24 protein-coding genes are annotated in these 23,935 nt (G+C 72.4%); 11 read left to right on the top strand and 13 right to left on the bottom strand.

What is annotated here, in order from left to right; all coding sequences use genetic code 11:
• Nucleotides 1-2 precede the first annotated feature (2 nt).
• Nucleotides 3-755: an NPP1 family protein gene (locus ACEZDG_RS30445; RefSeq protein WP_380515815.1), complete on the top strand. Its 753-nt coding sequence runs from the start codon at nt 3-5 to the stop codon at nt 753-755.
• A gap of 8 nt (nt 756-763) precedes the next feature.
• Here the strand turns inward: ACEZDG_RS30445 and ACEZDG_RS30440 are convergent, their stop codons facing one another.
• From ACEZDG_RS30440 to ACEZDG_RS30430, 3 genes are read right to left on the bottom strand one after another with little or no spacing between them, the layout of a single operon-like run.
• Entirely contained in the window at nt 764-1,141 is a 378-nt protein-coding gene (locus ACEZDG_RS30440) for a VOC family protein (protein ID WP_380515702.1), read from the bottom strand.
• Between the two features lies 1 nt (nt 1,142).
• A complete protein-coding gene (locus ACEZDG_RS30435) occupies nt 1,143-1,322 on the bottom strand; it encodes a CopG family transcriptional regulator (RefSeq protein ID WP_380515699.1) in 180 nt (59 codons plus the stop codon).
• Between the two features lie 26 nt (nt 1,323-1,348).
• The gene (locus tag ACEZDG_RS30430) at nt 1,349-2,062 is read right to left on the bottom strand and encodes a class I SAM-dependent methyltransferase (protein WP_380515697.1); all 714 of its coding nucleotides are present in this window, start codon (nt 2,060-2,062) and stop codon (nt 1,349-1,351) included.
• Between the two features lie 65 nt (nt 2,063-2,127).
• Between ACEZDG_RS30430 and ACEZDG_RS30425 the strand changes: the two genes are divergently transcribed.
• Together ACEZDG_RS30425 and ACEZDG_RS30420 are read left to right on the top strand one after the other, a co-directional pair.
• Nucleotides 2,128-3,024 (top strand): amidohydrolase family protein, encoded by an 897-nt coding sequence (locus ACEZDG_RS30425; RefSeq protein WP_380515694.1) that lies wholly within the window; start codon nt 2,128-2,130, stop codon nt 3,022-3,024.
• Nucleotides 3,025-3,127: 103 nt separating this feature from the next.
• Nucleotides 3,128-3,598 (top strand): polyketide cyclase, encoded by a 471-nt coding sequence (locus tag ACEZDG_RS30420; RefSeq protein ID WP_380515691.1) that lies wholly within the window; start codon nt 3,128-3,130, stop codon nt 3,596-3,598.
• Here the strand turns inward: ACEZDG_RS30420 and ACEZDG_RS30415 are convergent.
• Complete coding sequence (locus tag ACEZDG_RS30415) at nt 3,595-4,335, bottom strand: class I SAM-dependent methyltransferase (protein WP_380515688.1); 741 nt, start codon at nt 4,333-4,335, stop codon at nt 3,595-3,597. The two genes, ACEZDG_RS30420 and ACEZDG_RS30415, sit on opposite strands and share 4 nt — an antisense overlap.
• 110 nt (nt 4,336-4,445) lie before the next feature.
• Between ACEZDG_RS30415 and ACEZDG_RS30410 the strand changes: the two genes are divergently transcribed.
• The 5 genes from ACEZDG_RS30410 (at nt 4,446) to ACEZDG_RS30390 (ending at nt 9,637) form a co-directional block, all read left to right on the top strand.
• On the top strand, nt 4,446-6,836 hold the full coding sequence (locus ACEZDG_RS30410) for a LuxR C-terminal-related transcriptional regulator (RefSeq protein WP_380515685.1): 2,391 nt from the start codon (nt 4,446-4,448) through the stop codon (nt 6,834-6,836).
• An 82-nt stretch (nt 6,837-6,918) separates the two neighbouring features.
• Nucleotides 6,919-7,329, top strand: coding sequence for a YciI family protein (locus ACEZDG_RS30405; RefSeq protein WP_380515683.1), 411 nt, complete (start codon nt 6,919-6,921; stop codon nt 7,327-7,329).
• 38 nt (nt 7,330-7,367) lie between these two features.
• Entirely contained in the window at nt 7,368-8,498 is a 1,131-nt protein-coding gene (locus ACEZDG_RS30400) for an RNA polymerase sigma factor (protein WP_380515681.1), read from the top strand.
• 100 nt (nt 8,499-8,598) lie between these two features.
• Entirely contained in the window at nt 8,599-9,144 is a 546-nt protein-coding gene (locus ACEZDG_RS30395; protein ID WP_380515678.1) for a YceI family protein, read from the top strand.
• Nucleotides 9,145-9,193: 49 nt separating this feature from the next.
• A complete protein-coding gene (locus tag ACEZDG_RS30390) occupies nt 9,194-9,637 on the top strand; it encodes an ester cyclase (RefSeq protein WP_380515676.1) in 444 nt (147 codons plus the stop codon).
• Nucleotides 9,638-9,739: 102 nt separating this feature from the next.
• Here the strand turns inward: ACEZDG_RS30390 and ACEZDG_RS30385 are convergent, their stop codons facing one another.
• Together ACEZDG_RS30385 and ACEZDG_RS30380 are read right to left on the bottom strand one after the other, a co-directional pair.
• Entirely contained in the window at nt 9,740-10,846 is a 1,107-nt protein-coding gene (locus tag ACEZDG_RS30385; protein WP_380515673.1) for a baeRF3 domain-containing protein, read from the bottom strand.
• 141 nt (nt 10,847-10,987) lie between these two features.
• Complete coding sequence (locus ACEZDG_RS30380) at nt 10,988-11,980, bottom strand: ArsR/SmtB family transcription factor (RefSeq protein ID WP_380515671.1); 993 nt, start codon at nt 11,978-11,980, stop codon at nt 10,988-10,990.
• A gap of 184 nt (nt 11,981-12,164) precedes the next feature.
• Here ACEZDG_RS30380 and ACEZDG_RS30375 point away from each other — a divergent pair, with 184 nt between their 5' ends.
• The 3 genes from ACEZDG_RS30375 (at nt 12,165) to ACEZDG_RS30365 (ending at nt 15,463) form a co-directional block, all read left to right on the top strand.
• Complete coding sequence (locus ACEZDG_RS30375) at nt 12,165-12,503, top strand: hypothetical protein (RefSeq protein ID WP_380515668.1); 339 nt, start codon at nt 12,165-12,167, stop codon at nt 12,501-12,503.
• Between the two features lie 281 nt (nt 12,504-12,784).
• Nucleotides 12,785-13,720, top strand: a complete 936-nt coding sequence (locus ACEZDG_RS30370; protein WP_380515665.1) for an NAD-dependent epimerase/dehydratase family protein — start codon at nt 12,785-12,787, stop codon at nt 13,718-13,720.
• 180 nt (nt 13,721-13,900) lie between these two features.
• Nucleotides 13,901-15,463 (top strand): DUF6020 family protein, encoded by a 1,563-nt coding sequence (locus ACEZDG_RS30365; RefSeq protein ID WP_380515662.1) that lies wholly within the window; start codon nt 13,901-13,903, stop codon nt 15,461-15,463.
• On the opposite strand, the gene pcaB is transcribed toward ACEZDG_RS30365, so the two are convergent.
• Genes pcaB through ACEZDG_RS30330 form a run of 7 tightly spaced genes read right to left on the bottom strand, consistent with a single transcriptional unit; the run spans nt 15,446 to nt 23,934 of the window.
• The gene (gene pcaB, locus ACEZDG_RS30360) at nt 15,446-16,873 is read right to left on the bottom strand and encodes a 3-carboxy-cis,cis-muconate cycloisomerase (RefSeq protein WP_380515660.1); all 1,428 of its coding nucleotides are present in this window, start codon (nt 16,871-16,873) and stop codon (nt 15,446-15,448) included. The two genes, ACEZDG_RS30365 and pcaB, sit on opposite strands and share 18 nt — an antisense overlap.
• On the bottom strand, nt 16,870-18,822 hold the full coding sequence (locus ACEZDG_RS30355) for an FAD/NAD(P)-binding protein (RefSeq protein WP_380515657.1): 1,953 nt from the start codon (nt 18,820-18,822) through the stop codon (nt 16,870-16,872). Before ACEZDG_RS30355 ends, pcaB begins: the two co-directional genes overlap by 4 nt.
• Nucleotides 18,823-18,880: 58 nt before the next feature.
• Nucleotides 18,881-19,819: an alpha/beta hydrolase gene (locus tag ACEZDG_RS30350; protein ID WP_380515654.1), complete on the bottom strand. Its 939-nt coding sequence runs from the start codon at nt 19,817-19,819 to the stop codon at nt 18,881-18,883.
• A gap of 47 nt (nt 19,820-19,866) precedes the next feature.
• Nucleotides 19,867-20,595, bottom strand: coding sequence for a 4'-phosphopantetheinyl transferase family protein (locus ACEZDG_RS30345; RefSeq protein ID WP_380515651.1), 729 nt, complete (start codon nt 20,593-20,595; stop codon nt 19,867-19,869).
• Nucleotides 20,592-21,899 (bottom strand): aminotransferase-like domain-containing protein, encoded by a 1,308-nt coding sequence (locus ACEZDG_RS30340; RefSeq protein ID WP_380515648.1) that lies wholly within the window; start codon nt 21,897-21,899, stop codon nt 20,592-20,594. Before ACEZDG_RS30340 ends, ACEZDG_RS30345 begins: the two co-directional genes overlap by 4 nt.
• Nucleotides 21,896-23,002, bottom strand: coding sequence for an alpha-hydroxy acid oxidase (locus tag ACEZDG_RS30335; RefSeq protein ID WP_380515645.1), 1,107 nt, complete (start codon nt 23,000-23,002; stop codon nt 21,896-21,898). Before ACEZDG_RS30335 ends, ACEZDG_RS30340 begins: the two co-directional genes overlap by 4 nt.
• Nucleotides 22,999-23,934, bottom strand: a complete 936-nt coding sequence (locus ACEZDG_RS30330; RefSeq protein ID WP_380515643.1) for a hypothetical protein — start codon at nt 23,932-23,934, stop codon at nt 22,999-23,001. Before ACEZDG_RS30330 ends, ACEZDG_RS30335 begins: the two co-directional genes overlap by 4 nt.
• Nucleotide 23,935 lies beyond the last annotated feature (1 nt).

The raw sequence follows: 23,935 nt of genomic DNA, 5'->3' as shown, positions 1-23,935 counted from the left end.
GAATGCTGTCGTCGACGCTGGTGAGCCTGTTCAGTGCAGCGGCACTGGTCGTGATGCTCGCGACCGACGCGAACGCCTCGATCCTGCAGTCGCTGCCGCAGAACGCGGACGGGTTGGAGCAGTCCTTCTCGCCGGCCTACGACTACGACGGTGACGGCTGCTACGCCACCGCCGCGATCGGTCTCGACGGCACCCTCAACCCCGGTCTGAAGCCGGGCGGGGACGTGAACGGCCACTGCCACGACTACGCCCAGCTGGCGAACTCCAACACCTACTCGCGCGAGAAGTGCAACAACGGCTGGTGCGCGGTCGTCTACGCCAGCTACTTCGAGAAGGACCAGGCCACGCTGGGTCCCGCGGCCATCGGGCACCGGCACGACTGGGAGCACGTGGTGGTGTGGATCAACAACAACCAGGTCCAGTACGTCTCCACGTCGCAGCACAGCGGCTGGAAGTGGTACCCGAGTTCGCAGGTGCGCTTCGACGGCACCCACCCGAAGGTCGTCTACAACAAGGACGGCGCCTCGACCCACTTCTTCCGGCTCGCCAACAGCAATGACGAGCCCCCGGAGAACGTGACCGGCGGCTGGTTCTACCCGCGCCTGGTCGGCTGGGACGGCTACCCGGCGGGCCTGCGGGACGAGTTGATGAACGCGAACTTCGGTGCTGCCACCATCAAGATCACGGACAGCACCTTCGACGACGCCCTCAGCAACTCCGAGCCCTCCGGGATCCCGTTCAACCCCTACGCCTGAGGCGACCCCTACGCCTGAGCGGACCCAGGTGCCTGGGCCGGCGACTGCTTCCCCGGCGCCTGGAGGCTCCAGAGCCGTCCGTCGGGGTCGCGGACCGTCATCAGCCTGGTCCCGAAGTGGGTGTCCTCGAACGGGGTGACCACCTCGACGGACGGGTCGAGCCGCAACGCGTCCGGGTCGGACACCTTCAGCACCAGCTGCAGTTCGGGCTGCTTGCTCTCGGGGACCTCGGCGATGAAGAGGGAGGGGCCGTCGCCGTGGCGCAGCTGGCCCGAGTTGTGGTCGGTGGCGAACTCCAGCTCGAAGCCCAGCGCCTGGAAGAACTTGGCGGCCTTCCCCCAGTTGTGGGTCTCCATGAACACGGCTTCGATGCCTTCGGCGGTCATCTCAGGACTCCTTGTCGATTGACTGCTCGTGCGTCGGATCCGGGCTGTCGAGATAGGCCCGCAGCGCGTCGGCCACCAGGGCCGACAGCGACTGCTCCGTCTCGATGGCCCGGAACTTGACCTGCTTGATCAACCCGATGGGCAGGTACACGTTGAACTGCTTCACATCCTCGTCTCCCACGAGGTCAATGCTAGCATGCTAGCTGGCTAGTTGCGCTGGCTGCTCGCTGTCCCGAGCAGGGCATACCGCTCGTCCGCCACCGGGCCGCCCCACAGGTCCGCTTCGCCGCTGAGCGGTTCGATCCGCACCTCGGCGACCAGGGGACGGACCGCCGCGGTCAGGTCCTCGGCGCTGATTCCGCCGTTCCACGGCAGGGATTCGGCGCCGGCGACGTACGGGGCGGCCGGCTGACCCGCCGTGGACCAACGGCCCTCGATCAGCAGCAGACGGCCGCCCGGCCGCAGACGGGACACCCACGCCCGCAGCGCGGCCTGCGGATCGGGCAGGGTCCAGAGCAGGTGCCGCGACAGCACCACGTCGAACAACTGGTCCCCGGTCGGCGGTGACATCGCGTCACCGACCAGGAAGCGTCCGGCCAGGCCCGCCGCGCCGAACTTCGCCCGCGCCCGCTCGACCATGCGCGGAGCCAGGTCGACGCCGGTCGGCCGGTGCCCGGCCTCGGCCAGCAGCAGGGACACCGACCCGGTGCCGCAGCCGACGTCGAGCACCTCGAGCACGTCGGCCGGACCGGTCGGGAGCAGGGAGCGCAGCAGCCGGGCCCAGGCGGCGCGGGTGTCCGCGGCCAGCATCCCGTGGTCGGGCGCGCGGTCGAAGCTCGCCGCCGCGGCATCCCAGTAGGCGGCGATCAAGGCATCGCGGTCGGTCATGGGGTCCATGGGGTCGGTCATGGGGTCGGTCATGAGGCGATCCTCTCAGCGGCCCGTGGCAGGATGCGGAGGAGAGACCACCACGGAGGACGGACACCTTGGACTTGGACACGACGGCCGAGGCGGACCGGGTGCGGGGCCTGTGGCAGGAACTGGGGCTGCCCGGCCTGGTCGACGTGCACACCCACTTCATGCCCGACCGGGTACTGGCCAAGGTGTGGGCCTACTTCGACGCCGCCGGACCGCTGGTCGGCCGTCCGTGGCCGATCAGCTACCGCACCGAGGAGGACGAGCGGCTCGCCACCCTGCGCTCCTTCGGCGTCCGTGCCTTCACCTCGATGCTCTACCCGCACAAGCCGGGGATGGCGGCCTGGCTGAACTCCTGGTCCCGCGACTTCGCCGCGCGGACCCCGGACTGCCTGCACACGGCCACGTTCTTCCCCGAGCCCGACGCCGCCCACTACACCCGGCAGGCGGTGCAGGACGGCGCCCGGGTGTTCAAGTCCCATCTGCAGGTCGGCGGGTACGATCCCAATGACGCCCTGCTCGACCCGGTCTGGGGCCTGCTGGCCGAGGCCGGCGTCCCCGTCGTCACCCACTGCGGCTCGGGCCCGGTGCCGGGCAAGCACACCGGCCCGGAGCCGATCGCCCGGCTGCTGGCCCGCCACCCGTCGCTGCGGCTGATCGTCGCGCACCTGGGCATGCCCGAGTACGGCGACTTCCTCGACCTGGCGGCCCGTTACCCCGGCGTCCACCTGGACACCACCATGGCCTTCACCGACTTCAGCGAGGCCAGCGCCCCGTTCCCGCCGTCCGAGCTGCCCCGGCTGGCCGACCTCGGCGACCGGATCCTGCTCGGCACGGACTTCCCCAACATCCCCTACCCCTACCTGCACGCCCTGGAGTCGCTCGCCGGTCTCGACCTGGGGCCGCAGTGGATGCGCGGGGTGTGCCACGACAACGCCGCCCGGCTGTTCCGGCTGTTCGAGTCGTGAGCGGACCGATGAGTTCTGCTCCGCCGCGTCGTCTGCAGAGTGAGAACGTTCCCTTCCGCGGCCGCGGGAGGACCGAGCCGAGAGGACAAGGAGCGTGCACCCCGTGGACCAGGAGAACGTGAGTGCCACCCTGACCGTCGCCGTGCCTGCCGCACGGGTGTTCGCGGTGCTGGCGGATCCGACCACCCATCGTGCGATCGACGGCACCGGCTGGGTCCGGGAGGCCGTCGACCGGGCGCCGCTGACCGAGGTCGGGCAGGTCTTCCGGATGGACATGTACCACGCCAACCACCCGGACGGTGAGTACCGGATGGCCAACAGGGTCGAGCTGCTCGACCCGCCGCGCGCCATCGGCTGGCTGCCCGGGCAGGAGAAGGACGGTGAGCTGGGCTTCGGCGGCTGGCTGTGGCGCTACGACCTGGTGCCGCTGGGTTCTTCCGAGACCGAGGTCACGCTCAGCTACGACTGGTCCGGGGTGCCGCAGTCCATCCGCGCGTACATCCAGTTCCCGCCGTTCGGCCCCGACCACCTCGCCGACTCGCTGCGCCACCTGGCCGAGCTCGCAGCACCCTAGGGGCGCGGGCCCCGCTGGGCGAGGGTGACGATCTCCCGGCTGCTGCCGGTGACCGGCCCGCGGAGCCAGTCGCCGTACTGGGCCTCGATCTCGAAGCCCGCCTCGGCGAGGAACGTGTTGAGCGTCGCCGGGTCCAGGAAGCGCAGGCTGGAACGGTCGACGCGGAGCACGGTGCCGTCGGGGCCGGCCGTGGTCTCGCTGAGGGTGATCACATCGTCGACGACCGACTCGACCTGGTGCTGGATCCGCAGGACCCGCCCGGTCGGGTCGGTGGTCTCGGAGGCATGGGCCGGGTTCCACTGCTCCCAGGCCCTGGCCTGCGGGTGACGGGTCTCGAAGGCGAAGCGACCGCCGACCCGCAGCGCGCTGTGCACCGCCGCGAGTGAGGCCCGCAGGTCGTCGTCGGTGACCAGGCACTGGAACGCATGGCTGACCATCGTCGCCAGGTCGAACTCGGCCTCCCAGCGCGCGTCCGCGGCGGTGCCCTCGACCCACTCGACGTCGCCGCGGCGGCGGGCCCGGGCCAGCGCGGCGCGGTCCGGCTCGATCCCGACCAGGCGGCCGGCATGGCCCTGCTCACGGGCACGGTGCAGCATGGAGCCGGTGCCGCAGCCGAGGTCCAGGACCGAGCCGGCCGCCATGACCAGCTCGTCGTAGAAGGCGTCACTGGGCCAGAGCGCGGGATCCCACGGGTTCAGCTGGTCGTAGAGGGCGGCGGCATCGGCGTCGGAGAACATCGGGACAGTATTCAGGCATCGGCCGAATCGCGCGCCTCAATTTCCGCGCACAGCGAAGGTCCTGTCTGAACCCGCGTCATCAACCGTGCGGTGGCTGTACGTTGGTCTGTATGAGCACGGCAGTCCCGGACTGGAACGCTCCCTGGCGGCGCGCGGGCGACCTGCCCGCCGAGGTGACGGGCTTCGTCGGCCGTGCGGAGCAACTCGCCTCGCTCCAGCAGCTGCTGGGCGATTCCCGGATGGTCACGCTGACCGGGCCCGGCGGGGTGGGCAAGACCAGGATCGCGCTGCGCGCCCTGCCCGAGCTGAGGACCCGTTACCCCGACGGGATCTTCCTGGTGGAGCTGTCGGCGCTGAAGGACCCCGAGCTGCTGGCACGGACGGTCTGCGCGGTGCTGAACCTTCCCGAACAGCCCGACCGCGCCTCCCTGGACCTGCTGACCGAGCATCTGGCCGGACGCCGGGCGCTGCTGGTGCTGGACACCTGCGAACACCTGGTCGACGCCTGCGCCATGCTGGCGAGCCTGCTGCTGCGGGACTGCGCGCCGCTCAGCGTGCTGGCCACCAGCAGGCAGCCGCTGGACGTGCCCGGCGAGCACATCCTGCCCGTGCCGCCGCTGCCGGTGGTGCCCGAGGGCATCGACGGGACCGGCGCGGTGGCGCTGTTCGCCCAGCGGGCCATCGCCGTCATGCCGACCTTCGCGCTGACCGAGGCCAATCTGCCGCAGGTGCTGGCGCTGTGCCGGCGCCTGGACGGGATCCCGCTGGCGATCGAGCTGGCCACCGTCCGGCTGCGGGCGCTGGCGCTCGGCGAGCTCGCCGACCGCCTGGAGGACCGGTTCCGGCTGCTGACCGGGGGCCGCAGAACGGCGGTGCCGCGGCACCAGACGCTGCGCACCACCATCGGCTGGAGCCATGAACTGTGCACCCCGGCCCAGCGGTTGCTGTGGGCCAGGCTGTCCGTCTTCGCCGGCACCTTCGACCTCGCCGCCGCCGAACAGGTGTGCGCGGGCGGCGAACTGGCCATGGACGACGTGGTCGAGCAGTTGATCGCCCTGGTCGACAAGTCGGTGGTGCTGCGCCTGGACGAGGGAACCGGCGCGCGTTACCGGCTGCTCGACTCCATCCGCGAGTACGGGGCGGAGTGGCTGGCCCAGACCGGCGAGAAGGAGCAGGTGCAGGACCGGCACTGCGCCTGGTTCGGGGCCCGCTTCGAGGAGCTTGAACAGGCGTTCCCGACCTCGCGGCAGCTGCCGGTGTTCCGCGCGCTGCGCCGGGACCACGACAATCTGCGCGCCGCCCTGGAGTTCGCGCTGAGCCGTCCCGGCGGTGAGCGCCGGGCGCTGTCGCTGGCGGTGTCCAGCTGGCCGTACTGGATGGCGGCCGGGCTGCTCGGCGAGGGCGCGGTCTGGCTGGACCGGGCCCTGGCCCGGGTGCCGGAACCGGTGCTGGAACGCGGCTGGGGCCTGGCCCGGCACGGCTACTTGGGCGTGTTCCACGGCTCCTCGGCCCGGGAACTGCCCTACTTGGCCGAGGCCAGGGAGATCGGCGAGCGGCTGGGCGAGGACCGGCTGACCGCCCACGCGGTGATGTTCCAGGGCCTGGCCCTGGGCTTCCTCGGCGACGTGGAACAGGCGCAGGCCCGCTGCGAGGACGCCAGGGCCCGGCTTTCGGCGCTGGGCGACGACTTCACCCTGACCGTGCTGGACACCCAGGTCGCCTTCATCTGTGCGATGTCGGGCCAGGCCGCCGAGGCCATAGCGCTCTGCACCCGGGGCCTGCGCGCGATGCAGAGCGAACCGCAGGAGCGCTGGGTCACCGGGTACCTGCGGGTGCTGCGGGCGCTGGCGCGCTGGGTGGAGGGCGATGTGATCGGCGCCGAGGCGGACGGCCGGGCCGCGCTGGCCTGCGCCTGGAGCCTGGAGGACAGCATAGGGGCCGCGTACTGCCTGGACCTGCTCGCCTGGACCTCCTCGGTCCGCGGGCGCCACCGGCGGGCGGCCCTGCTGCTGGGCGCGGTGGCCCGGCTCTGGGAGCCCACCGGCACCACCCTGGGCGGCGTGGTGAGCCTGCAGCAGGAGCACCGTCGGGTCGAGCAGGAGGTGCACGGCGCCCTGGGCCCTGACCTGTACGCCCGCCGGGTCGAGACCGGGGCGCGGACCCGGATCGCGGACATCGTCCGGATGGTCGAGCAGGACGCCGAGACCGCGCAGCCGCTGGGCGCGGCCGTGCCGCCGGGCGGCGCTGCGGAGGGTGCCGGGGGCGACGGGGCGGTGGCCGGGGCGGGTGCCGCGGCCGGCCCCGGGGCCAAGGCGCTGACCCCGCGTGAGCGGGAGGTCGCCGCGCTGGTCTCCGCCGGCCTGTCGAACCGTCAGATCGCCGAGAAGCTGGTGATCTCCAAGCGGACCGCGGACGCCCATGTCGAGCACATCCTCGCCAAGCTGGGCGCCGCCTCCCGTATCGAGGTCAACTCCCTGCTCGGCACCCCCCGTCGCGGCTGACTAAAGTAGCGGGCCCGTGGTGTCCCCCGCGCCGTCGCTCGTTCGTCGTGAGGGTGAGAGTCCACCGACCCCGGAGGCCGCGATGCAGTACGCCCTGATGATCTACACCGAGCCCGGCTACGACGAGGCGCTGTCGGACGTGGAACGCGAGGCGGTGCAGGCCGAGTACCTGGCGCTGGCCGACGACGACCGGTGCGTCGGCTTCGCGCAGCTGCAGCCCGCCGAGACCGCGACCGGCGTACGGGTGGCCGGCGGCCGGACGCTGCTGACGGACGGCCCGTTCGCGGACACCAAGGAGGTGCTCGGCGGCCTCTGCCTGATCGAGGCGGCCGATCTGGACGAGGCGCTGGAGCTGGCGGCGCGGATCCCGGCGGTCCGGTTCGGCGGCGGTGTCGAGGTCAGGCCCGTGGGCCGGGCGGGGGTCGGTCCGGGAGTCGGGCCGGGGGTCGGTCCGGGAGCCGGCGTGACGCCCGGGCCGGTGGTGCGGCGCTGACCGCGCTGGAGCAGGTCTTCCGGGACGAGTGGGGCCGGGTGCTGGCCTCACTGGTCGGGTTCCTCGGCGACTTCGACAAGGCCGAGGACGCCGCACAGGAGGCGTTCGCCATCGCGGCGAAGCGCTGGCCCGAGTCGGGCGTCCCCGACAAGCCGGGCGCGTGGCTGGTGACGACGGCCCGCAACCGGGCGATCGACCGGATCCGCCGGGAACGCACCCTGGCCGCGAAGATCTCCCTGCTCCCGGCCCCCGAGGCGGTGAGGGACCTGATGGACGAGTTCGACGACACCGTGATCAAGGACGAGCGACTGGAACTGGTCTTCACCTGCTGCCACCCGGCCCTGCCGCTGGAGGGGCAGGTGGCGCTGACCCTGCGGGCCCTCGGCGGCCTGGAGACCGCCGAGATCGCCCGGGCGTTCCTGGTCTCGGAGGAGACCATGAAGCGGCGCCTGAGCCGCGCCAAGGCCAAGATCAAGGCGACCGGGATCCCGTTCGCGGTCCCCGGCGCGCAACTGCTGCCCGACCGCCTCGACGCGGTGCTCGCGGTGATCTACCTGATCTACAACGAGGGCTACCGCGGCCGGGTCGACCTGGGCGCCGAGGCCATCCGGCTGGGAGACCTGCTCGCCGGGCTGATGCCGGACGAGCCGGAGGCGCACGGGCTGCTGGCGCTGATGATGATCCACCACGCCCGGCGCCGGGCCCGGTTCTCCGGCGAGGACCTGGTGCTGCTGGACGACCAGGACCGGTCGCTCTGGGACCTGCGCCAGATCGCGGCGGGACGGGCGGTGCTCGACCGGGCCCTCGCGCTGGGCGGACGCGGCGCCTATGTGGTGCAGGCCATGATCGCGTCGATGCAGACCCGGGAGCGGATCGACTGGCCCCGGGTCGCCGAGCTGTACCGGCGGCTGGTCCGGCTCACCGGCTCCCCGGTGGTCGCGCTCAACCACGCGGTGGCCGTCGCCCAGGCCGGCGACCCCGCCGCCGCGCTGCAGGCCGTCGACCGGCTGGACCTGGGCGGCTACCTCTACTTCCACTCGACCCGGGGCGAGCTGCTGCGGCGGCTCGACCGTGCGGCCGAGGCCCGGGCGGCCTACACGCGGGCGCTGGAGCTGGCGAGCTCCACCCCCGAGCGGCGGTTCCTGGCCCGCCGGATCGACAGTCTCTGACTCCGTGACCGCAGGGGTGTCCCCCGGGCGGGCGCCCGTTCGTCGCCTGGACATGAGCGGCAAACGCTCGGCCACCGGCACCCCGTCCACGGAGGAAGACATGAGCACCACCCCAACGACCGCCACGATCCCGGACTACCTGGTCGGCACCTGGAAGGCCGACCCGGTGCACTCGGAGGTCGCGTACTCCGTCCGGCAGCTCATGGTCAGCAAGGCGCGCGGGCGGTTCGCCGACTTCGACGTCACCATCGTCACCGGCGAGGACCCGCTGGACTCGTCGGTCGCCGCGACCATCGACATCGGGTCCATCGACACCGGCAACGCAACGCGTGACAAGCACCTCTGCTCCGAGGAGTACTTCGACGTCGCGAAGCACCCGACGATGAGCTACCGCTCCACCGGCATCCGCTGGACCGACGGCAGTTGGGTCGTCGACGGTGAGCTGACCCTGCACGGCGTCACCCGGCAGGTGCCGCTGACCCTTGAGGTGAACGGATTCGTCGCGGACCCGTTCGGCGGACAGCGGGCCGGCTTCTCCGCGACCGCGCAGGTCAACCGGCACGACTTCGGCGTCGACGGCGGTGGCGTGGCGGTCAGCGACAAGGTGGCGATCAGCCTGGAGATCCAGGCCGTGCTGCAGACGTGACCTGAACGGCCGTGACCCGAACGTGCGTACCGATCTGAGGAGAAGTCAGATGTCGGCCTTCCAGCCTGCCCGCAACAAGGAGACGCTCGCCCGTCTGCACGAGGCCGTCAACAGCGGCGATGCGGAACTGATCCCCAAGGCGATCGACCAGGTCTTCGAACCGGACGTGCTGATCAGCACGCCCCTGCCGATCGGGGCGACCGGGACGGAGGCGCTGAAGGAGGTGTTCTCCAGGCTGCTCCGGGCCTTCCCCGACCTGCACATCGCGGTCGAGGACGTGATCGCCGAGGGGGACCGGGTGGTCAGCAGGAACACGGTCACCGGGACCCACCGGGGCGAGTACCTGGGCCTTCCGCCGACCGGGAAGCCGGTCAGCTACAACGAGATCTTCATCTGCCGCTTCGCGGGCGACCGGGTCGCCGAGACCTGGGGCGTCGTCGACGTCCTCGCGCAGCTGCGGCAGCTGGGCGCGCTCCCCGGGAGCCCGGCCTGAGCCCGGAAACTGCGCTCGAACCCGGAACCCGGGACGACGGCGGCTGCCGTGCGTCCCGGGTTCGGGCCTATCGAGTGTCACGGGCGCCTGTCGAGGGCGTCCTCAGTACCGCAGCGCCGCGCTGATGTGGCCGGTACCGGCCAGCGCGCCGTCCGGGAGGAAGCTCACCCGGGCGCCCGTGTCCAGGGCCTTTTCGATGATCTCGTCGACGATGTCGTCCCTGGCCCCGCGGTCTCCGGGCTCGGCGGGAACCAGGTGGTCGCCGTCGTCACGGACCGTGACCAGATACGGCTCCTCGACCGCGAGCAGCCCCACCCGGCCGGCGGTCACCTGCTGCCAGACCTCGTCGATCCCCGCCGCGAACTGCCGCCGTCCCCGGGCCTGGTCCAGCTCCTGCCGCACCGAGGCGGACTCCTTCTCGGCCTGCTCCTTGACCGCGGGCAGGACCGCCTCCCGGACGGCCTCCGCCGACCCCTGGGCGAGCCCGCCGTGGCGAACGACCGCGGTGGCCCTGCCCGCCGCGGTGCCGACCTCCTCCAGCACGGCCACTGCCGCGGCCTCGCCGAGCACATACAGCGGTCGCTGGTCCGCGCGCAGGACCGAGGTCACGGCCGTGTCGACGTCGCGGAGGAACTGCCGGGTCTGCTCGTCCCGGAAGGTGCTCGGCAGGTCGCCGATGCGCTCCTTGCGCTCGGCGTCGGGGTCCTCCAGGTCCCTGGTCAGCGGAAACCCGCCGGTGTCCTGCTCGACCACCCGCCCGGGTCCGCCGCTCCACAGGCTGGCGTGATCGGCGGCCACGGCCAGGACCCAGTAGGGCTGGTCGGCCAGCTGCGCCGCGACCAGGTTGCGGGTCACAAAGGTCTCCGCGAGCACCACCCGGGCCGGGACGGCGCGTCCCAGCGACCAGACGTGGTGCTCCCCGGGCGCGGCGAACAGCGCCAGACCGTCCCCGGCGTAGGCGAGGTCCACCGGGTCTATCTGCGAGGCCGCCTGGTCCAGCTGATCGAGGACGGCGATCCGGTCCGCGCGGGAGACCGCCGGGTCCGCCTGCACCAGGTCCTTCGCCTCGGCGAGGAGATTGCGCAGCCGCACCGGGTCCTGCGCGTTCTCCGGCTCGCGCCGATGGGTCGGCACCAGGACCGAGACCGCGGGGTAGCCGCGCGGGCGACGCAACTCGCTGAGGATCTGAGCGCTGAGATCGGGATACATGGCGGAGCCCTTCTGACATGGGTGCGTCGCCCAGGGCGAGCCCCCTTCAGATCACGACAGGCCCGCGCCGGTATGGACGTAGATAAATCCATTTGTTCATATTCCGAGCCCGGGCGCAGTTCGGCAGGGGGAGTGCCAAGCTCAGCGAGTATCGGGTGTCGCTGTGCGAAGCCGCTGGTAGAGGACGTGTCGGGACTGCCGGGTGCGGGTGACGAGCCCGGCGCGGTGGAGGATCTGGAGGTGGTAGGAGACGGTGGCCGGGCTCAGATAGAGCCGCTGGGCGATCTCCGTGGTCGATCGCGGTTGGCTCAGCTCGGCCAGGAGCTTGAGCCGCATCGCACCGATCAGCGGGTGGTCCTGCGCCGGAGGGTGGGCGTCGACCTGCGCGGTGGGGTAGACGATCAGTGGCGTGCGTGGGGCCGGCGCTCCGGGCGGCTCCGCGGCGCAGAACACGGCTCGGTCGGCGAAGACGCTCGGCGTCATGATCACTGCGTCTGCGTCCAGCGTCAGGCGATGGATGCTGCCCGGAGAGAGGTGGATGACCAGTTCGCCTTCGTGGCACTCCAGGTTCGGAGCCAGGCGGTTGAGGGCCTGGGTGAGTCCGTGGTGGGCGATCTGGGAGGCCCGTGCGGTGACGTCGGCTTCCAGGCGGGCCCGGATGGCTGGCCAGGAGGGCGCCAGTGCCGTGTGCCAGAACTGTGCCATCTCGTCGGCCAGGCGGCGGGCGAAGTGGTCCTCTCCGCGGTCGAGGGCCTGGAGGAACTGCCGCGGGGCGGGACGGGTCGACTCGGGATCCCAGGAGTGGCCGTTGACGGCCTCGGATAATTCGTAGCGGATCCGCTCGTGGGGAGTCGTCGCGATCTGGTGCAGTTGGGTGTCGGTGTCGGTCTGGAAGGCTTGGGGCTCGGGTCGGAGGAAGTCCGGGGTGTAGCCGAGCGGACCCCCGGCGCCGACCACGGCCAGCAGCCCGAGCCGGTGCCGGGAGAGGGCGTGGCTGGTCCTGCTCCGCCAGGGCTGCGCCAGCTTGCCGGGGCTGGAGCCGATGAGGCTGAGCAGGTCCTTGGCGGAGCCCAGCGGTGGAACGGCGAACCTGACGCTTCCCAGGCCCTTGGCCCCCAGGCGGATCCGGATCACAACTATTCCCCCTTCGCCAGTTCCTTCGAGAGCAATCGAATCATTCGGTCGGTCAATTGGCGTGGTGTTCCCTGGATTCACAGCGCAGACCAGCGGCTTTCCCGTCGGTGCCACGAGTCATGGCTGGTCCGCGTTTCGATCGACTGCGTCCGCATGGGTGCGGTCCCACCGAGGGAGAACGATCATGAATGTTCGCAGGAAGCTCGCGGCAGCAGTCCTGACCGGAGGCGTCCTGGCCGGCGGCATCGCCATGGCGGCGCCGGCCAGCGCCATCACCCAGGTGAGCTGCCCCACGCAGGGGATCACCATCTACTACAGCGGTGGCCACAAGGCCTACTGCTACGCGGGCAGTGTCGGCTACGGGTACGCCGACATCCAGGGCGTCACCAGGGTCACGTCGGGGGTGAACAACGGGGAGATCAGGCTAGAGGACCCCAACGGGGACACCTCCTTGGTGTTCTTCGGGCATCCCTACGACCACTCCTTCCCCAACGTCTGGGTGACCGGGGTCTGGATCAACTGACGTTCCGTCCCATCACCGCTTGGCCCGATGCAGCCTCCCGTGGAGCGCCGGCCCCGGGGGGCTGCGCCGAGCGGAGATTGACGGTAAGTCAGACGCGGGGAGCAGGCGGTGGCTCAGTGCGCGGCACCGCCAGGGGGTATCGTGCGGCGATGCCTCACCGATGCCGACTTCAGCGTCATCACCGACTGGATGCCCCGCAGCCGATGATCCGCCCCACCGGTCACGTTCAGTAGCCAATAGACTGAACGCCGCTGGCCGGCGTCCATGGTGGGAGGAAATCTATGCGGGTGCTGGTGACCGGTGCGTACGGGTTTGTGGGCAACGCTGTGGTGCGGGAGCTGGCGCGGGCCGGGCATGAGGTGCATGCGCTGACCAGGGGGTCGGGTGCTGGTGGGCTGTCGGAGCTGCCGGTTGCCCGGGTCTGGCGTGGGGATCTTCGGGACGCTGCGGCTCTGCGTCCGGCGCTGGAGGGGGTGCAGGGGGTGTGCCACCTGGCCGCGCTGACCGGGGTGCGCGAGGTGGTCGGGACGGACGACTACAGCGCGGTGAATGTGCGGGGGACCGAGACCCTGCTTGACGTCCTGGCGGAGTCCGCCCGGGCGTCGGGGACGGTGCCCGCCGTGGTGCTGGCGTCCAGCGCGGCCGTCTACGGCCCGGCGGCTGAGCCGATCACCGAGGGGGTGCCGCCGGAGCCGGCGAGTCCGTACGGACGGTCCAAGGTGGAGGCCGAGGCGGTGCTCCGCGAGCGGGCAGAACGCGGCGGGGTCGCGGGTGTGGCGCTGCGCTGCTTCAACATCTCCGGGGCGGTCGCCGGGGTGGGGGACCGGGACGAGAGCCGCATCATTCCGAAGACCCTGGCGGTCGCGGCCGGTCGGGCGGCGCAGCTGACGATGAACGGCGACGGGACGGCGGTGCGCGACTTCGTGCACGTCGGCGATGTGGCGGTGGCCTTCCGTCTGGCGCTGGAATCCACCGCAGGGGAGCGGTACCGCTGCTACAACGTGGGTGCGACCGGTGCCGGCATGGGCGAGATCGTGGCCCTCGCCCGGGAGGTGACGGGCCGGCCCATTCCCGTCACGATGCGCCGTCCTCCGTTGCCGGAGATCCCGGTCAGCCTCGCCGACACCGCGCGCATTCGCGCCGAGCTCGGGTGGCTGCCGAAGCGGTCCTCGCTGCGGGAACTGCTTGCAGACGCCTGGAACGCCGCCGGTTGCTAGGCGGGTTGTGTACGAGGGATCACGAAGCAAGAAGGGAATGGGGGCGGTGAACGTTCGTTGAACAGCGGGTAAGAGGGGCGATTTGTCCGCTACGGGCACGGCAGACTCACAGGGTCCGGTGCCGATGGCACGCCTGACCTGCTGCCGCTGACCGTGGCGGCGTGCGGTAGGAGTTCCCCCTTGAACGCTGCTTCCCGCTTCCGGGGTGCCGGCGTTGCCTCCGTCGTGACCGGTCGACTGCGGCGCGTTCCGGCGCGCCTGCGGCTGCCCCTTGCGGTGTTCGCGGCCTGCCAGACGATCTATCTGCTCTGGTGGGCGGCGTTCTTTCCCGGGCTGATGAGCTATGACTCGATCACCTATGTGTGGGAGGTGACGACCAACCACTGGATCTCGGACCATTCGATCCTCTACGACAGCCTGGTCTGGCTCTCGCTGGAGGTCAGCGGCGACCTGTGGCCGCTGACGCTGCTGCAGACGGTCGCCGCGTCCGCGATCCTCGCCTACACCTGCGTGGCCCTGCGCGACCTGGGGGTGCGCGGGCGCTGGAGCGCTGCCGCCGCCCTGGCCGTGGCGCTGCTGCCGTCGACCGGTACCTTCACCGAGTTCGTCTGGAAGGACGCCGCGTTCACCCTCTCCACCCTGCTGGCCTTCGCGGCCACGGCCCGACTGGTCGCCCGCAGGATGCGTGGCCGGGAGGCCGTCCGCGACCGCTGGTTCTACCAGCAGATGGCGCTGCTGGCGGCCGGTTTCATCGGCATCGCGCTGTTCCGCAACAGCAGCATCACCGTGGTGCTCGCGGCCCTGCCGCTGCTCCTGCTGGCGCTGCGGAAGATGCGGCTGTGGATCACCGGCCTCGCGGCCATGGCCACCGCGCTCTACTTGGTGCTCAACTTCGCGGTCTATCCGGCGGTGGGCATCGCGTCACCCGACATCACCTCGTACTACGCGTTCAACTACGCCGACATCGCCGTGGCCTACGGCACTTCGCCGTCCAGCTTCACCGCCGCCGACAAGGCCGTGATGCGGCAGGTGGCCCCGCTCAAGGCGTGGGGCGGACGGGCCGCCAACTGCTGGGACGTCGACTGGACCATGCACGCGCTGGACCGAAAGGCCGCTGCCAGGCTCAACAGCCAGCTGATGCACGTGTGGTGGGAGGTCGTCCAGCGCAGCCCCGGGACGGTGGCCCACGCGCACCTCTGCCGGTCGCAGATCGCCTGGGGCATCTGGCCCGGTCCGGCCGCCCTCAACGGCGACACCCTGATCGTCGGGTCCAACATCCCGGCCGACCTCTTCGGGCAGGCGGCCGATTCCCACTCCCGGATGGCGCACAGCCAGTACCGCCCGGTGCTGCGGCCCCGGCCGCTGGTGCAGGCCCTGCACACGGTCGCCCGGCCGCTCTACCGGAAGAGCAGGCTTCCGCAGTTGCAGTGGCTGGTCTGGCGCGGGGCCTTCTGGAGCTATGCCAGCTACCTCGTTGTCGGGCTGGTCGCCCTGCGGCGGCGTGGGGCGGGGGCTGTGGTGCCGCTGCTGGGGCTGGTCTCGATCGTCTTCGGCATCCAGGTTTCCATCATGATCGCCAACCCGGCTCCGCTGACCCGCTACATGCTGCCGGCCGTCATGATCGGCATCATGACCCTGCCCCTGCTCAGTCTGCTGCGTCGGCCGCGGGGACGGCAGCGCCCCCCGGAGCCGTTGACGGCGCCTGCGGCCACGCCGCGCGAGAGGTCAGTCCTGGCGCCGTAGGGCGCGGTCGACCAGGGGCCCGGCGGCCCCGGTGTAGTCGGCCGGGTCGAGCAGCCGGACCAGCGCGTCGGCGTCGAGGTGCTCGGTCACCGCGTCCACCTCGGCGAGCACCTGGGCCAGCGGGCGGCCGGTCGACTCCGCCGTGTGGGAGGCCTCGGTGAGCAGTTGCCGTGCCCTGGCCTTGCCCAGCAGCGGGGCGAGCACCGCCACCAGCCGCTCGGAGACCAGTTGACTGCCCGTCAGGCCGACGTTGGCGCTCATCCGTTCGGGTCGGACGACCAGGCCCGCGCTGAGTTCGACGGCGGTGTGCGCGGCCCCGCCGGTCAGCCGCAGGCACTCGCGCAGCAGCAGCCACTCGGCATGCCACACCCCGGCCGAGCGCTCGTCCTCGGCCAGCAGACACTGGGTCAGGCCCATTGCCAGACAAGGGACTTGAAGCGCAGCGCTGCGGATCAGCGTGGCCAGCACCGGGTTCCGCTTGTGCGGCATCGCGGACGAGCTGCCGCGCCCGGTCACCGCCGCCTCGGTGACTTCGCCGACCTCGGTCCTGGTCAGTGACTGCACATCAACGGCGATCTTGCCGAGCGCGCCCGCGGTGAAGCTCAGCGCGGCGGCCAGGTCCGCGATCGGCGTACGCAGGGCGTGCCAGGGGAGAACCGGCCGGTTGAGGCCGGTCTCCGCGGCATAGGCGGCGGTCAGCCGGTCCGCGAAGTCGCCCGGGTCGGGCTTTCCGGCGGTGGCGTCGAGCGCCGCGTACTCCAGGTAGCCGGCGAGGGTCCCGGCGGCGCCGCCGAGGGAGACCGGCAGGCCGTGGTCCTGGACCCGGCCGATCCGCTCCGCCGCGTCCAGGACCAGGTCCCGCCAGCCGGCGGCCTTGAGGCCGAAGGTGGTGGGCACGGCGTGCAGGGCGAGGGTCCGGCCGGCCATCAGGGTGTCGCGGTGCTGCTCGGCGAGTTCGCCCAGCGCGTCGGCGGTCCGTTCCAGGTCGGCCCTGACGATCGCCAGGGCCCGGGCGCAGACCAGCATCACCCCGGTGTCGAGCACATCCTGACTGGTCGATCCCCGGTGCACATACGGCGCCGCGTCCGGGTCGGTCCGGCCCACCGCCTCGGTGAGCGCCGCCACCAGGCCGACCACCGGATTCGCGGTCTCCCGGGCGGCGAGGGCCAGCGCCCGCAGGTCCAGCAGTTCGGCCCGGGCGGCGCGGGTGATGGCCTCGGCGGCGGACGGGGGGAGCGTGCCGAGTCCGGCCTGTGCGCGGGCCAGGGCGGCCTCGGCGTCCAGCATGGCCTGCAGATAGGCCCGGTCGCTCACGGCGGCCTCGACCGGGGTGCCGACCCGGACCGGGGACAGCAGCCCGGCGTCCAGGTCCGGGGCGCTCTCCGCCGCACCCGTGTCCTGTGCGCTCATATCATGGCTCCCTTCAGATCGGTGTGCGGCTGCTCGTCCCGCCGGGGCGCGCCACTCGGGACGCTGCTCAGGATCGCGCGGGCGATGGCGTCGGAGTCCCCGAGGGTCACCGAGTTGACGCCCGGCCGGATGCCCGCGGCGGTCACCCAGTGCACGGTCTCCGTGGGGACACCGTAGGCGAACAGCCGTGGATGCACCTGGCCTTCGCCGTCGATCACCCGGTACGGGCGGCCGGTCACCGCCAGCCCGCCGGTCTCGTACTCCGCCCCCTGCCCCACCGCGATGCGGTGGGTTCGGCACCGGGCGGTGCGGAGCAGCTGCTCCAGCAGCGGATCGGCGGTGCGTCGCAGGTCGGGCTCCGGCAGTCGGGCCTCGATCAGCGCGGTGGCCCGGACCGGCTCGCCGCCGACGGAGGGGGACTCCGCCGTGAACGCGGGCCCGTCCGGGTCGATACGGACGCGCATGCCGGGGCCGACCAGCTCGACAACACCCGCTTCCAGTAGGGCCATCAGCTCCTCGATTCGCGAGGCGGGCGGACCGATCGAGACAAAGGCGTTCAACGGTGTGTACCAGCCCTGGAGTTCGTCCCGGTAGGAGTTGCCCTCCAGGCCGCCGTGGTCCACCGCGAGCCGCAGCTCATTGCGCAGGTCGCGGAGGACGTCCAGGGCCGCCTTCACCGGGCCGCTGACATTGCCGGCCCGCGCCTCACGGACGTCCTCGGCCAGGTAGTGCAGCAGCCAGCCGCGGAACTCCTCCCGGTCGGCGAACTCGGCGCCGCCGTGCGGCAGTGCGATCCGGTCCCAGTTCCAACGCTGGTCGGCGCTGATGCCGTAGCGGTCCAGCAGGGCTTCTGCAGAGGCATTCTGAGTGATGGTCAGAAAGGCTTCGGTGAAGCTCGGTTGCTCATCTCCCCGTCCCTGAACGGCCAGCAGCGCGCCGTAGTAGACGCTCTCCACCTCGCGGGCGATCAGCGGCCACAGGTCCGAGCCGAAGTACACGTGCCCACCGGCCGCCGCGCGGGCCCTCAGCTCGGCGATGAGTTGCGGTGTCAGCAAGCGGGGGTGGTGGCGGCCGTGGGCGCCCTTCTGGTTGTCGCCACGGGCGTGGTAAGGAATCCCGCGCCGGGAGCCCGCGTACATCTTCGGCTCCTGCCCCGAGGGCAGGTAGACGAGTCGGCCGTCCTCCCGGGTGAACTCCCCGCCGCGGCCCACCGTCAGCAGTGCCATGTGGTCGAAGAAGTTCAGGCCGAGGCCGCGCAGCAGCAGCGCCTCGCCGGGCTTGACCGCGGAGAGGTCCAGATCGGCCGGGTTGGCCGGGAGCAGATAGGTCAGCCCATGGGCGTCCGCCGTGCGGGCCAGCTCCGCCTGACGCTCCGTCGGCCGCGCCGGGACGTGGCCCTGCGCCAGCACGATCGCGTCCAGGCCGGTCAGCCGGGTGCCGTCGGCGAGGGTGAGAATCTGTGTGCGGTCGGGGCCGAACTCCTCGTGCAGGCCCACCGCCAGTGTGCTGTGGACCTGGACCGTCACCTGCCGCGGCGCCCCGGACACCACCCGATCGAACACATGCTCAAGGTAGCGGCCGTAGAGGGCGCGGGTGGGGTAGTCGTCCGGTCCCAGCCGGTCGGCCTCGGACCGGAAGTCCTCGTCGAGCGGGGGCGCGGACCGCGCCCACTCGTACAGGCTCGGGCCGGGCTCGACCGGCCCCGCCATCTCCACACTGTCATCGGTGAACGCCGTGACCTGCGAGGACACGGTGTTCATCAGCAGCTGGCGGGACTGGCTGCTGCGCCACACCTGGCCGGGCCCGGGACGGAACGGGTCCACCAGATGGATCGTCATCGGTGCCCGCCCGTCGGAGTGGAGGCGCGCATTGGCACACAGGCGCTCCAGGACGGACAGGCCGCGCGGGCCGGCGCCGACGATGCAGACCTGGAGGTAACCGCTCGGCATGTGCGTTCTCCGTGAGGTGTGGGGGAGCGACGAGCAGGGGAGTGGACGGGGCGGGCGGTCAGTCCGACTGGAAGCGTTCCCGCAGGTAGCGCGCTGCCTGGAGGTTGGCGGTCCGGGCGGCGTCGACGGTGCCGGCCATGGCGAAGAACCCGTGCGCCATGCCGGGGTAGCGGCTGAGCTCCACCGGCACTCCGGCCGCCGTCAGCCGCTCGGCGTAGGCCTCGCCCTGGTCGCGCAGCGGGTCGTACTCGGCGGTGATGACCAGGGCCGGAGGCAGTCCGCCGAGGTCGGTCGCCCGCAGCGGCGAGGCCAGCGGGTCGGCGGCGTCCTCCGGCTTGGCCAGGTAGTGCCGGATGTACCAGGCCACCGAGTGGTGGTTGAACAGCCAGGGGTCGGCGTTGTCGTGCATCGACCGGTCGTCGGCCAGCTGGTCGGTGTTGGGGTACACCAGCAGTTGGCCGACCAGTTCGAGGTCGCCCTCCGCACGGGCGAGCAGGGTCACCGCAGCCGCCAGGTTGCCCCCGGCGCTGTCGCCGCCGACGGCGATCCGGGCAGGGTCCGCGCCGAGTTCCCCGGCGTTGTCGGCGACCCAGCGCAGAGCGGCGTGGCAGTCCTGCACGGCGGCCGGGAAGGGGTGCTCGGGGGCCAGCCGGTAGCCCACGGTGACGACCAGGCAGCCGACCTCCTGGGCCAGGGTGCGGCAGAGCACGTCGGCGGTGTCGATGCTGCCGAGGGTCCATCCGCCGCCGAAGTAGTAGAGCAGCGCGGGCAGCGGTCGCTCGTCGCTGGGCCGGTAGATCCGGACCGGCAGCTCGCCGTCGGGTCCTGGCAGGAACCGGTCGACGACCTCGTACACATGGGGCGGCTTTCCGGCCGCCGCCTGGATCGAGGCCAGATCGGCGGCCCGGGCCCGGTCCACCGAGAGGGTGTAGAGCGGGGCCGCGCCGCTCCCGGCGCGCTGCTCCCGCAGGGCCTGGATCTGTGGATCGAGGGGCATGCCGTGTTCCTCCGTCGGGGTGGTCGTTCGTCAGGTCCGGGCGGCCGTCAGCCGGTTCGGCCGCCGGCTGCCGGGCCGGGCCAGGTCCAGCGGCGCCAGACCACCCGGTAGCCCCCCGGCCCGGCCAGGGCGACGGCCGCCCGGTAGCCGCGCGGCGCGGGCACGTCCGTGATGCGGTAGCCGCGGGACCAGGCGGCGTCGGGGCCGCCCGGCACCCTGCCGGGGGTGTGCACCGGGATCCGCAGCCCCTGGGTCAGTCGGCCGCCGTGTGCTTTGACCAGGGCTTCCTTACGGGCCCAGAGCCGGGCGAAGCGGTCGGCCCGGCTCTCGGCGTCCGGCGCCGCGCGGATCAGACGGATCTCCTCGGGCGGGAAGTAGCGGTTGGCCATGGCGGTGGCGTCCACCCGGGGCAGCACCCGCTGGACGTCCACGCCGACCCGCCGCGTGGTGCTGACCGCGACCATGCTGACCTCGTCCGAGTGGGACAGGTTGACCTGCGTCCCGGTCCAACGGCCGGTCAGTTCGGGTTTGCCGTGCGGCCCGCGCTGCCAGCGGAGCTCCTCGGCCGGGGCGCCGAGGCAGCGGCTGACGATGTGTCGGACGGCGCCGTGGGCGACGATGAACCGGCGGCGGTCGTCGGCCGAGCGGTAGGCGTCGGCGCGGCGCCGTTCCTCGGCGTCCAGCACGGCCAGCAGGTCCGTCAGCGTCGCCTCGGACCGCTGGTCGGGCACCAGCCACACCTGGACGGCGTCCGCGACGCCGTCGGACCCGGTCACCGGGCCACCGCCGGTTCGGGCTCCGAGCGGTCGCGGACCAGCGCGGCCAGGCGGCGCACGCCCTCCTCGATCTGCTCCGGTGCCAGCGCGCTGCAGGACAGCCGGATCGAACGGCGTCCTCCGCCGTTGCTGTAGAAGAAGCTCATCGGGGTCCACAGCACCCCGTAGTCGCGCCCGGAGACCTCCAGCAGCTCGGCGTCCGCGGTCAGCGGCACGTCGACCACGGCGAAGAAGCCGCCGTCGGGCGCGTTCCAGCGGACCCGGGGGTGGTCGGCGAAGCAGCGCTCCAGCGCGGCCAGCAGGGTGCGCAGATTGTTGCGGTAGAACCGGATCTTCTGCTGTCCGGCGGCCCGCAGGCTGTAGTCGGCCTCGATCAGGAAGCCGCCGATCAGGGCCTGGGCGACCGGCGAGGTGTTCACCGTGAGCAGGCTCTTGACCGTGGAGAGCTCCTCCGCCAGCAGGGACCGCCGCCCGTCCGCGTCGACCACGGTCTGGTCGGCGACCAGGAACCCCACCCGGGCGCCGGGGAAGCAGGACTTGGCGAAGGAGCCGAGGTAGATCACCCGTTGCCGGGTGTCCAGCGCCTTGAGCGCGGGCCGGGGCTCGTCGTCGAGGCCGAACAGGCCGTAGGGGTCGTCCTCCAGGATCAGCAGGTCGGCCTCCGCGGCCACGTCGAGCAGTCGGCGCCGGGCCGGCACCGGCATCGAGGCCCCGGACGGGTTGGCGAAGCTCGGCACCAGGTAGAGGGCCCGCGGACGCCGTCCGCTCGCCCGGACGGCGCGGGCCACCTCCAGGACCGTCTCCGGGTCCAGCCCGTCGGCCGACTCGGGCACCGGAACGACCTCCACGCCGAGCAGCCGGGCCGCCCCGGTGAGCCCGACATAGCAGGGCTCGACGGCCAGCACCACGTCGTCGGGCCCGGCGCAGAGCCCGCGCAGGGCGATGACCATGGCCTCCTGGCAGCCCGCGGTGACCATCACCGCCTGCTCCGGCACCTCGATCCCCTCGTCCACGGCGAGCATCCGGGCGATCAGCGCGCCGATGGTGCCGTTGGTCCGGCCGTACTGCAGCAGCTGGCGCTGCCGCTGTTCGTGGCTGAGGCCGAGCTCCTCCAGGTGGGCGAGGTAGGTCTTGAGGTAGCGGTCCAGGTCGTCGGTGGTGTGGAAGCCCTCGTACGGGCGTCCCGCCGCGAGCGAGACGGCGTCCGGGAACCGGGCGGAGACCTCGTTGAGGAAGTTCATCGACGCCGACGCCGGGTCGGACACCGACTCGTGCAGCGCCTCGCGGGCCAGTTCCACCGTCACAGTCCCTTCCTGAGAACCACTGCGGACCTGTCGACCGCCGCCAGCCCGGGACGGCCGGTGAGTGCCATGGTGTGGGCCAGTTCCTCGGTCGCCAGCTCCAGTACGCCGGCCACCCCGGCGGCGCCGGCCGCGGCCAGCCCCCACAGCACCGGTCGGCCCAGCAGGACGCTGCGGGCCCCCAGCGCGAGTGCGGCGAACACCTCGGTGCCGCCGCGCACCCCGCCGTCGAAGAGCACCGGGCAGTCGGCCCCGACCGCGTCCACCACCTCGGCCAGCGCGTCCAGGCTGGCGGTCGCGCCGTCGAGCTGCCTGCCGCCGTGGTTGGAGACCACGATGGCGTCGGCGCCGTGCTCCACGGCCAGGAGGGCGTCCTCCGCGGTGAGGATGCCCTTGAGCACCAGCGGCAGACTGCTCCGGGCCCGCAGCCAGGCCAGATCGGACCAGGTCACTGACGGATCGACAGCTTCCGCGGTGTGCACGGCCAGCGCGGAGCGGCCGGGGTCGGCGCGGTGGGCCGAGGCCATCAGCGCGGCGTCGAGGTTGACGGCGGAGATGCCGGAGCCGATGGCGAAGCCGTTGCGGGCGTCCCGGTGGCGGCGGCCCAGCCGCGGCGCGTCCACGGTCAGCACCAGCGCCCGGAAGCCCGCGGCGGCGGCCCGGTCGACCAGGGCGGCCAGCACCTCGCGGCGGCGCAGCCAGTAGAGCTGGAGCCAGAGCGGCCCGGTGGCCGCGGCGGCGATGTCCTCCAGGGTGCGGCTGGCGAAGATGCTGACCACGTAGAGCGCCCCGGCCGTCCCGGCGCCGAGGGCGGTGGCGACCTCGCCCTCGGGGTGGGCCAGCCGGTGGTAGGCGGTCGGCGCGATGCCCACCGGTGTGGCGAGTGGGGCGCCGAGGAGTTCGGTGCGTGTGTCGCAGTGGGAGACGTCGACCAGGACCCGGGGCCGCAGGGTGACCCGTTCGAAGGCACGCCGGTTGGCGCCGAGGGTGCGTTCGGTCTCGGCTCCGCCCTCGATGAAGTCCCAGACGTCCTGGTCGAGTCGCAGCCGGGCCAGGCGCCGGTAGTCCTCGACGCAGACCGGGGGCGGGAGCACGGGGGCGGTCATCGCAGCGGCCCGCCCACCCGGACCTCGGCCTCGGCGCCGGACTCGGCGCCGACCCCGATCGCGGCCAGCGAGAGGTAGCGCAGCCCGGGGTCGTAGTCGGCCAGCAGCAGGCGTCGGGGCTCGGCGGCCGGATCGGCCAGCTCGTCGGCCAGTTCCCACCACACCCCGGTGCCGGGCTGCCCCGCGGCGGCGACCGTCAGCTGCTTCACCCCGTCCAGCGCCGAGGACTGGGCCGGGAGGGTGGCCCCGAGGATGGCGGTCACCGGCTCCGACGCCTCGCCGAACCCGGCGAACGCGCCCAATTCGGCGTCGATCGCCGCCTCGGAGGGCAGGGCGTGGGTGGCCACCGGGCCGAGCCGGGCCACCCGTTCGCCCGGGGCCGGCTCGCCGAACAGCAGCGCCACGCCGGTGTTGCCGGCCGGGACCGCGACCGGGACCCCGGGGTCGTAGGGCAGCGAGTCCTGCTCCACCACCAGCAGCAGTGCCCGTCCGAGCCCGCCGCCCCCGGCGTACGCGCGGATCAGCCGCAGCGCGGTGAAGGCCCCCGCGCAACCCTGGTCGCTGACCGCGAACGCCATCGGGCCGCCGGGGCAGACATGGCTCAGATAGGTCGTGGTGGCCCGGCCGGGGGTGATGTCGGGGACGGAGTACGCGAGCACCAGCAGGTCCACCGACTCGCCCTCGGGCACTGCGAGTTGAATCAGCGCCTCGGCCATCTCCCCGTACGACTGGCCGCCGCGCTCCAGCGCGCCCGGGTCGAGGCCGAGCCCGTACGGGCGCAGCAGGTCGGTCAGGTAGACCCGCAGCCGCTCGGTGTGGACGGTGTCGCCCACCAGGGCGGCCGGATCCGGGAAGGCCAGCCGCACGGCCCGGCGGATGCCCCAGCCGTCGGGGACCCCGGTTCCGGCGCGGCCGGGCACGAAGCTGCGCACA

It is taken from the genome of Streptacidiphilus alkalitolerans (assembly GCF_042511045.1).
GTDB classification, from domain to species: Bacteria; Actinomycetota; Actinomycetes; order Streptomycetales; family Streptomycetaceae; genus Streptacidiphilus; species Streptacidiphilus alkalitolerans.
This window is presented reverse-complemented; position numbering and strand designations above follow the sequence as displayed.

Excerpts from the sequence above, each read along its gene's own strand:
- ACEZDG_RS30375 (WP_380515668.1), top strand. The coding sequence starts at position 12,165 with ATGAATGTTCGCAGGAAGCTCGCGGCAGCAGTCCTGACCGGAGGCGTC.
- ACEZDG_RS30390 (WP_380515676.1), top strand. The coding sequence starts at position 9,194 with ATGTCGGCCTTCCAGCCTGCCCGCAACAAGGAGACGCTCGCCCGTCTG.
- ACEZDG_RS30355 (WP_380515657.1), bottom strand. The coding sequence starts at position 18,822 with ATGCCGAGCGGTTACCTCCAGGTCTGCATCGTCGGCGCCGGCCCGCGC.
- ACEZDG_RS30445 (WP_380515815.1), top strand. The coding sequence starts at position 3 with ATGCTGTCGTCGACGCTGGTGAGCCTGTTCAGTGCAGCGGCACTGGTC.
- ACEZDG_RS30440 (WP_380515702.1), bottom strand. The coding sequence starts at position 1,141 with ATGACCGCCGAAGGCATCGAAGCCGTGTTCATGGAGACCCACAACTGG.
- ACEZDG_RS30405 (WP_380515683.1), top strand. The coding sequence starts at position 6,919 with ATGCAGTACGCCCTGATGATCTACACCGAGCCCGGCTACGACGAGGCG.
- ACEZDG_RS30395 (WP_380515678.1), top strand. The coding sequence starts at position 8,599 with ATGAGCACCACCCCAACGACCGCCACGATCCCGGACTACCTGGTCGGC.
- ACEZDG_RS30385 (WP_380515673.1), bottom strand. The coding sequence starts at position 10,846 with ATGTATCCCGATCTCAGCGCTCAGATCCTCAGCGAGTTGCGTCGCCCG.
- ACEZDG_RS30370 (WP_380515665.1), top strand. The coding sequence starts at position 12,785 with ATGCGGGTGCTGGTGACCGGTGCGTACGGGTTTGTGGGCAACGCTGTG.
- ACEZDG_RS30335 (WP_380515645.1), bottom strand. The coding sequence starts at position 23,002 with ATGACCGCCCCCGTGCTCCCGCCCCCGGTCTGCGTCGAGGACTACCGG.
- ACEZDG_RS30410 (WP_380515685.1), top strand. The coding sequence starts at position 4,446 with ATGAGCACGGCAGTCCCGGACTGGAACGCTCCCTGGCGGCGCGCGGGC.
- ACEZDG_RS30415 (WP_380515688.1), bottom strand. The coding sequence starts at position 4,335 with ATGTTCTCCGACGCCGATGCCGCCGCCCTCTACGACCAGCTGAACCCG.
- ACEZDG_RS30350 (WP_380515654.1), bottom strand. The coding sequence starts at position 19,819 with ATGCCCCTCGATCCACAGATCCAGGCCCTGCGGGAGCAGCGCGCCGGG.
- pcaB (WP_380515660.1), bottom strand. The coding sequence starts at position 16,873 with ATGAGCGCACAGGACACGGGTGCGGCGGAGAGCGCCCCGGACCTGGAC.
- ACEZDG_RS30430 (WP_380515697.1), bottom strand. The coding sequence starts at position 2,062 with ATGACCGACCCCATGACCGACCCCATGGACCCCATGACCGACCGCGAT.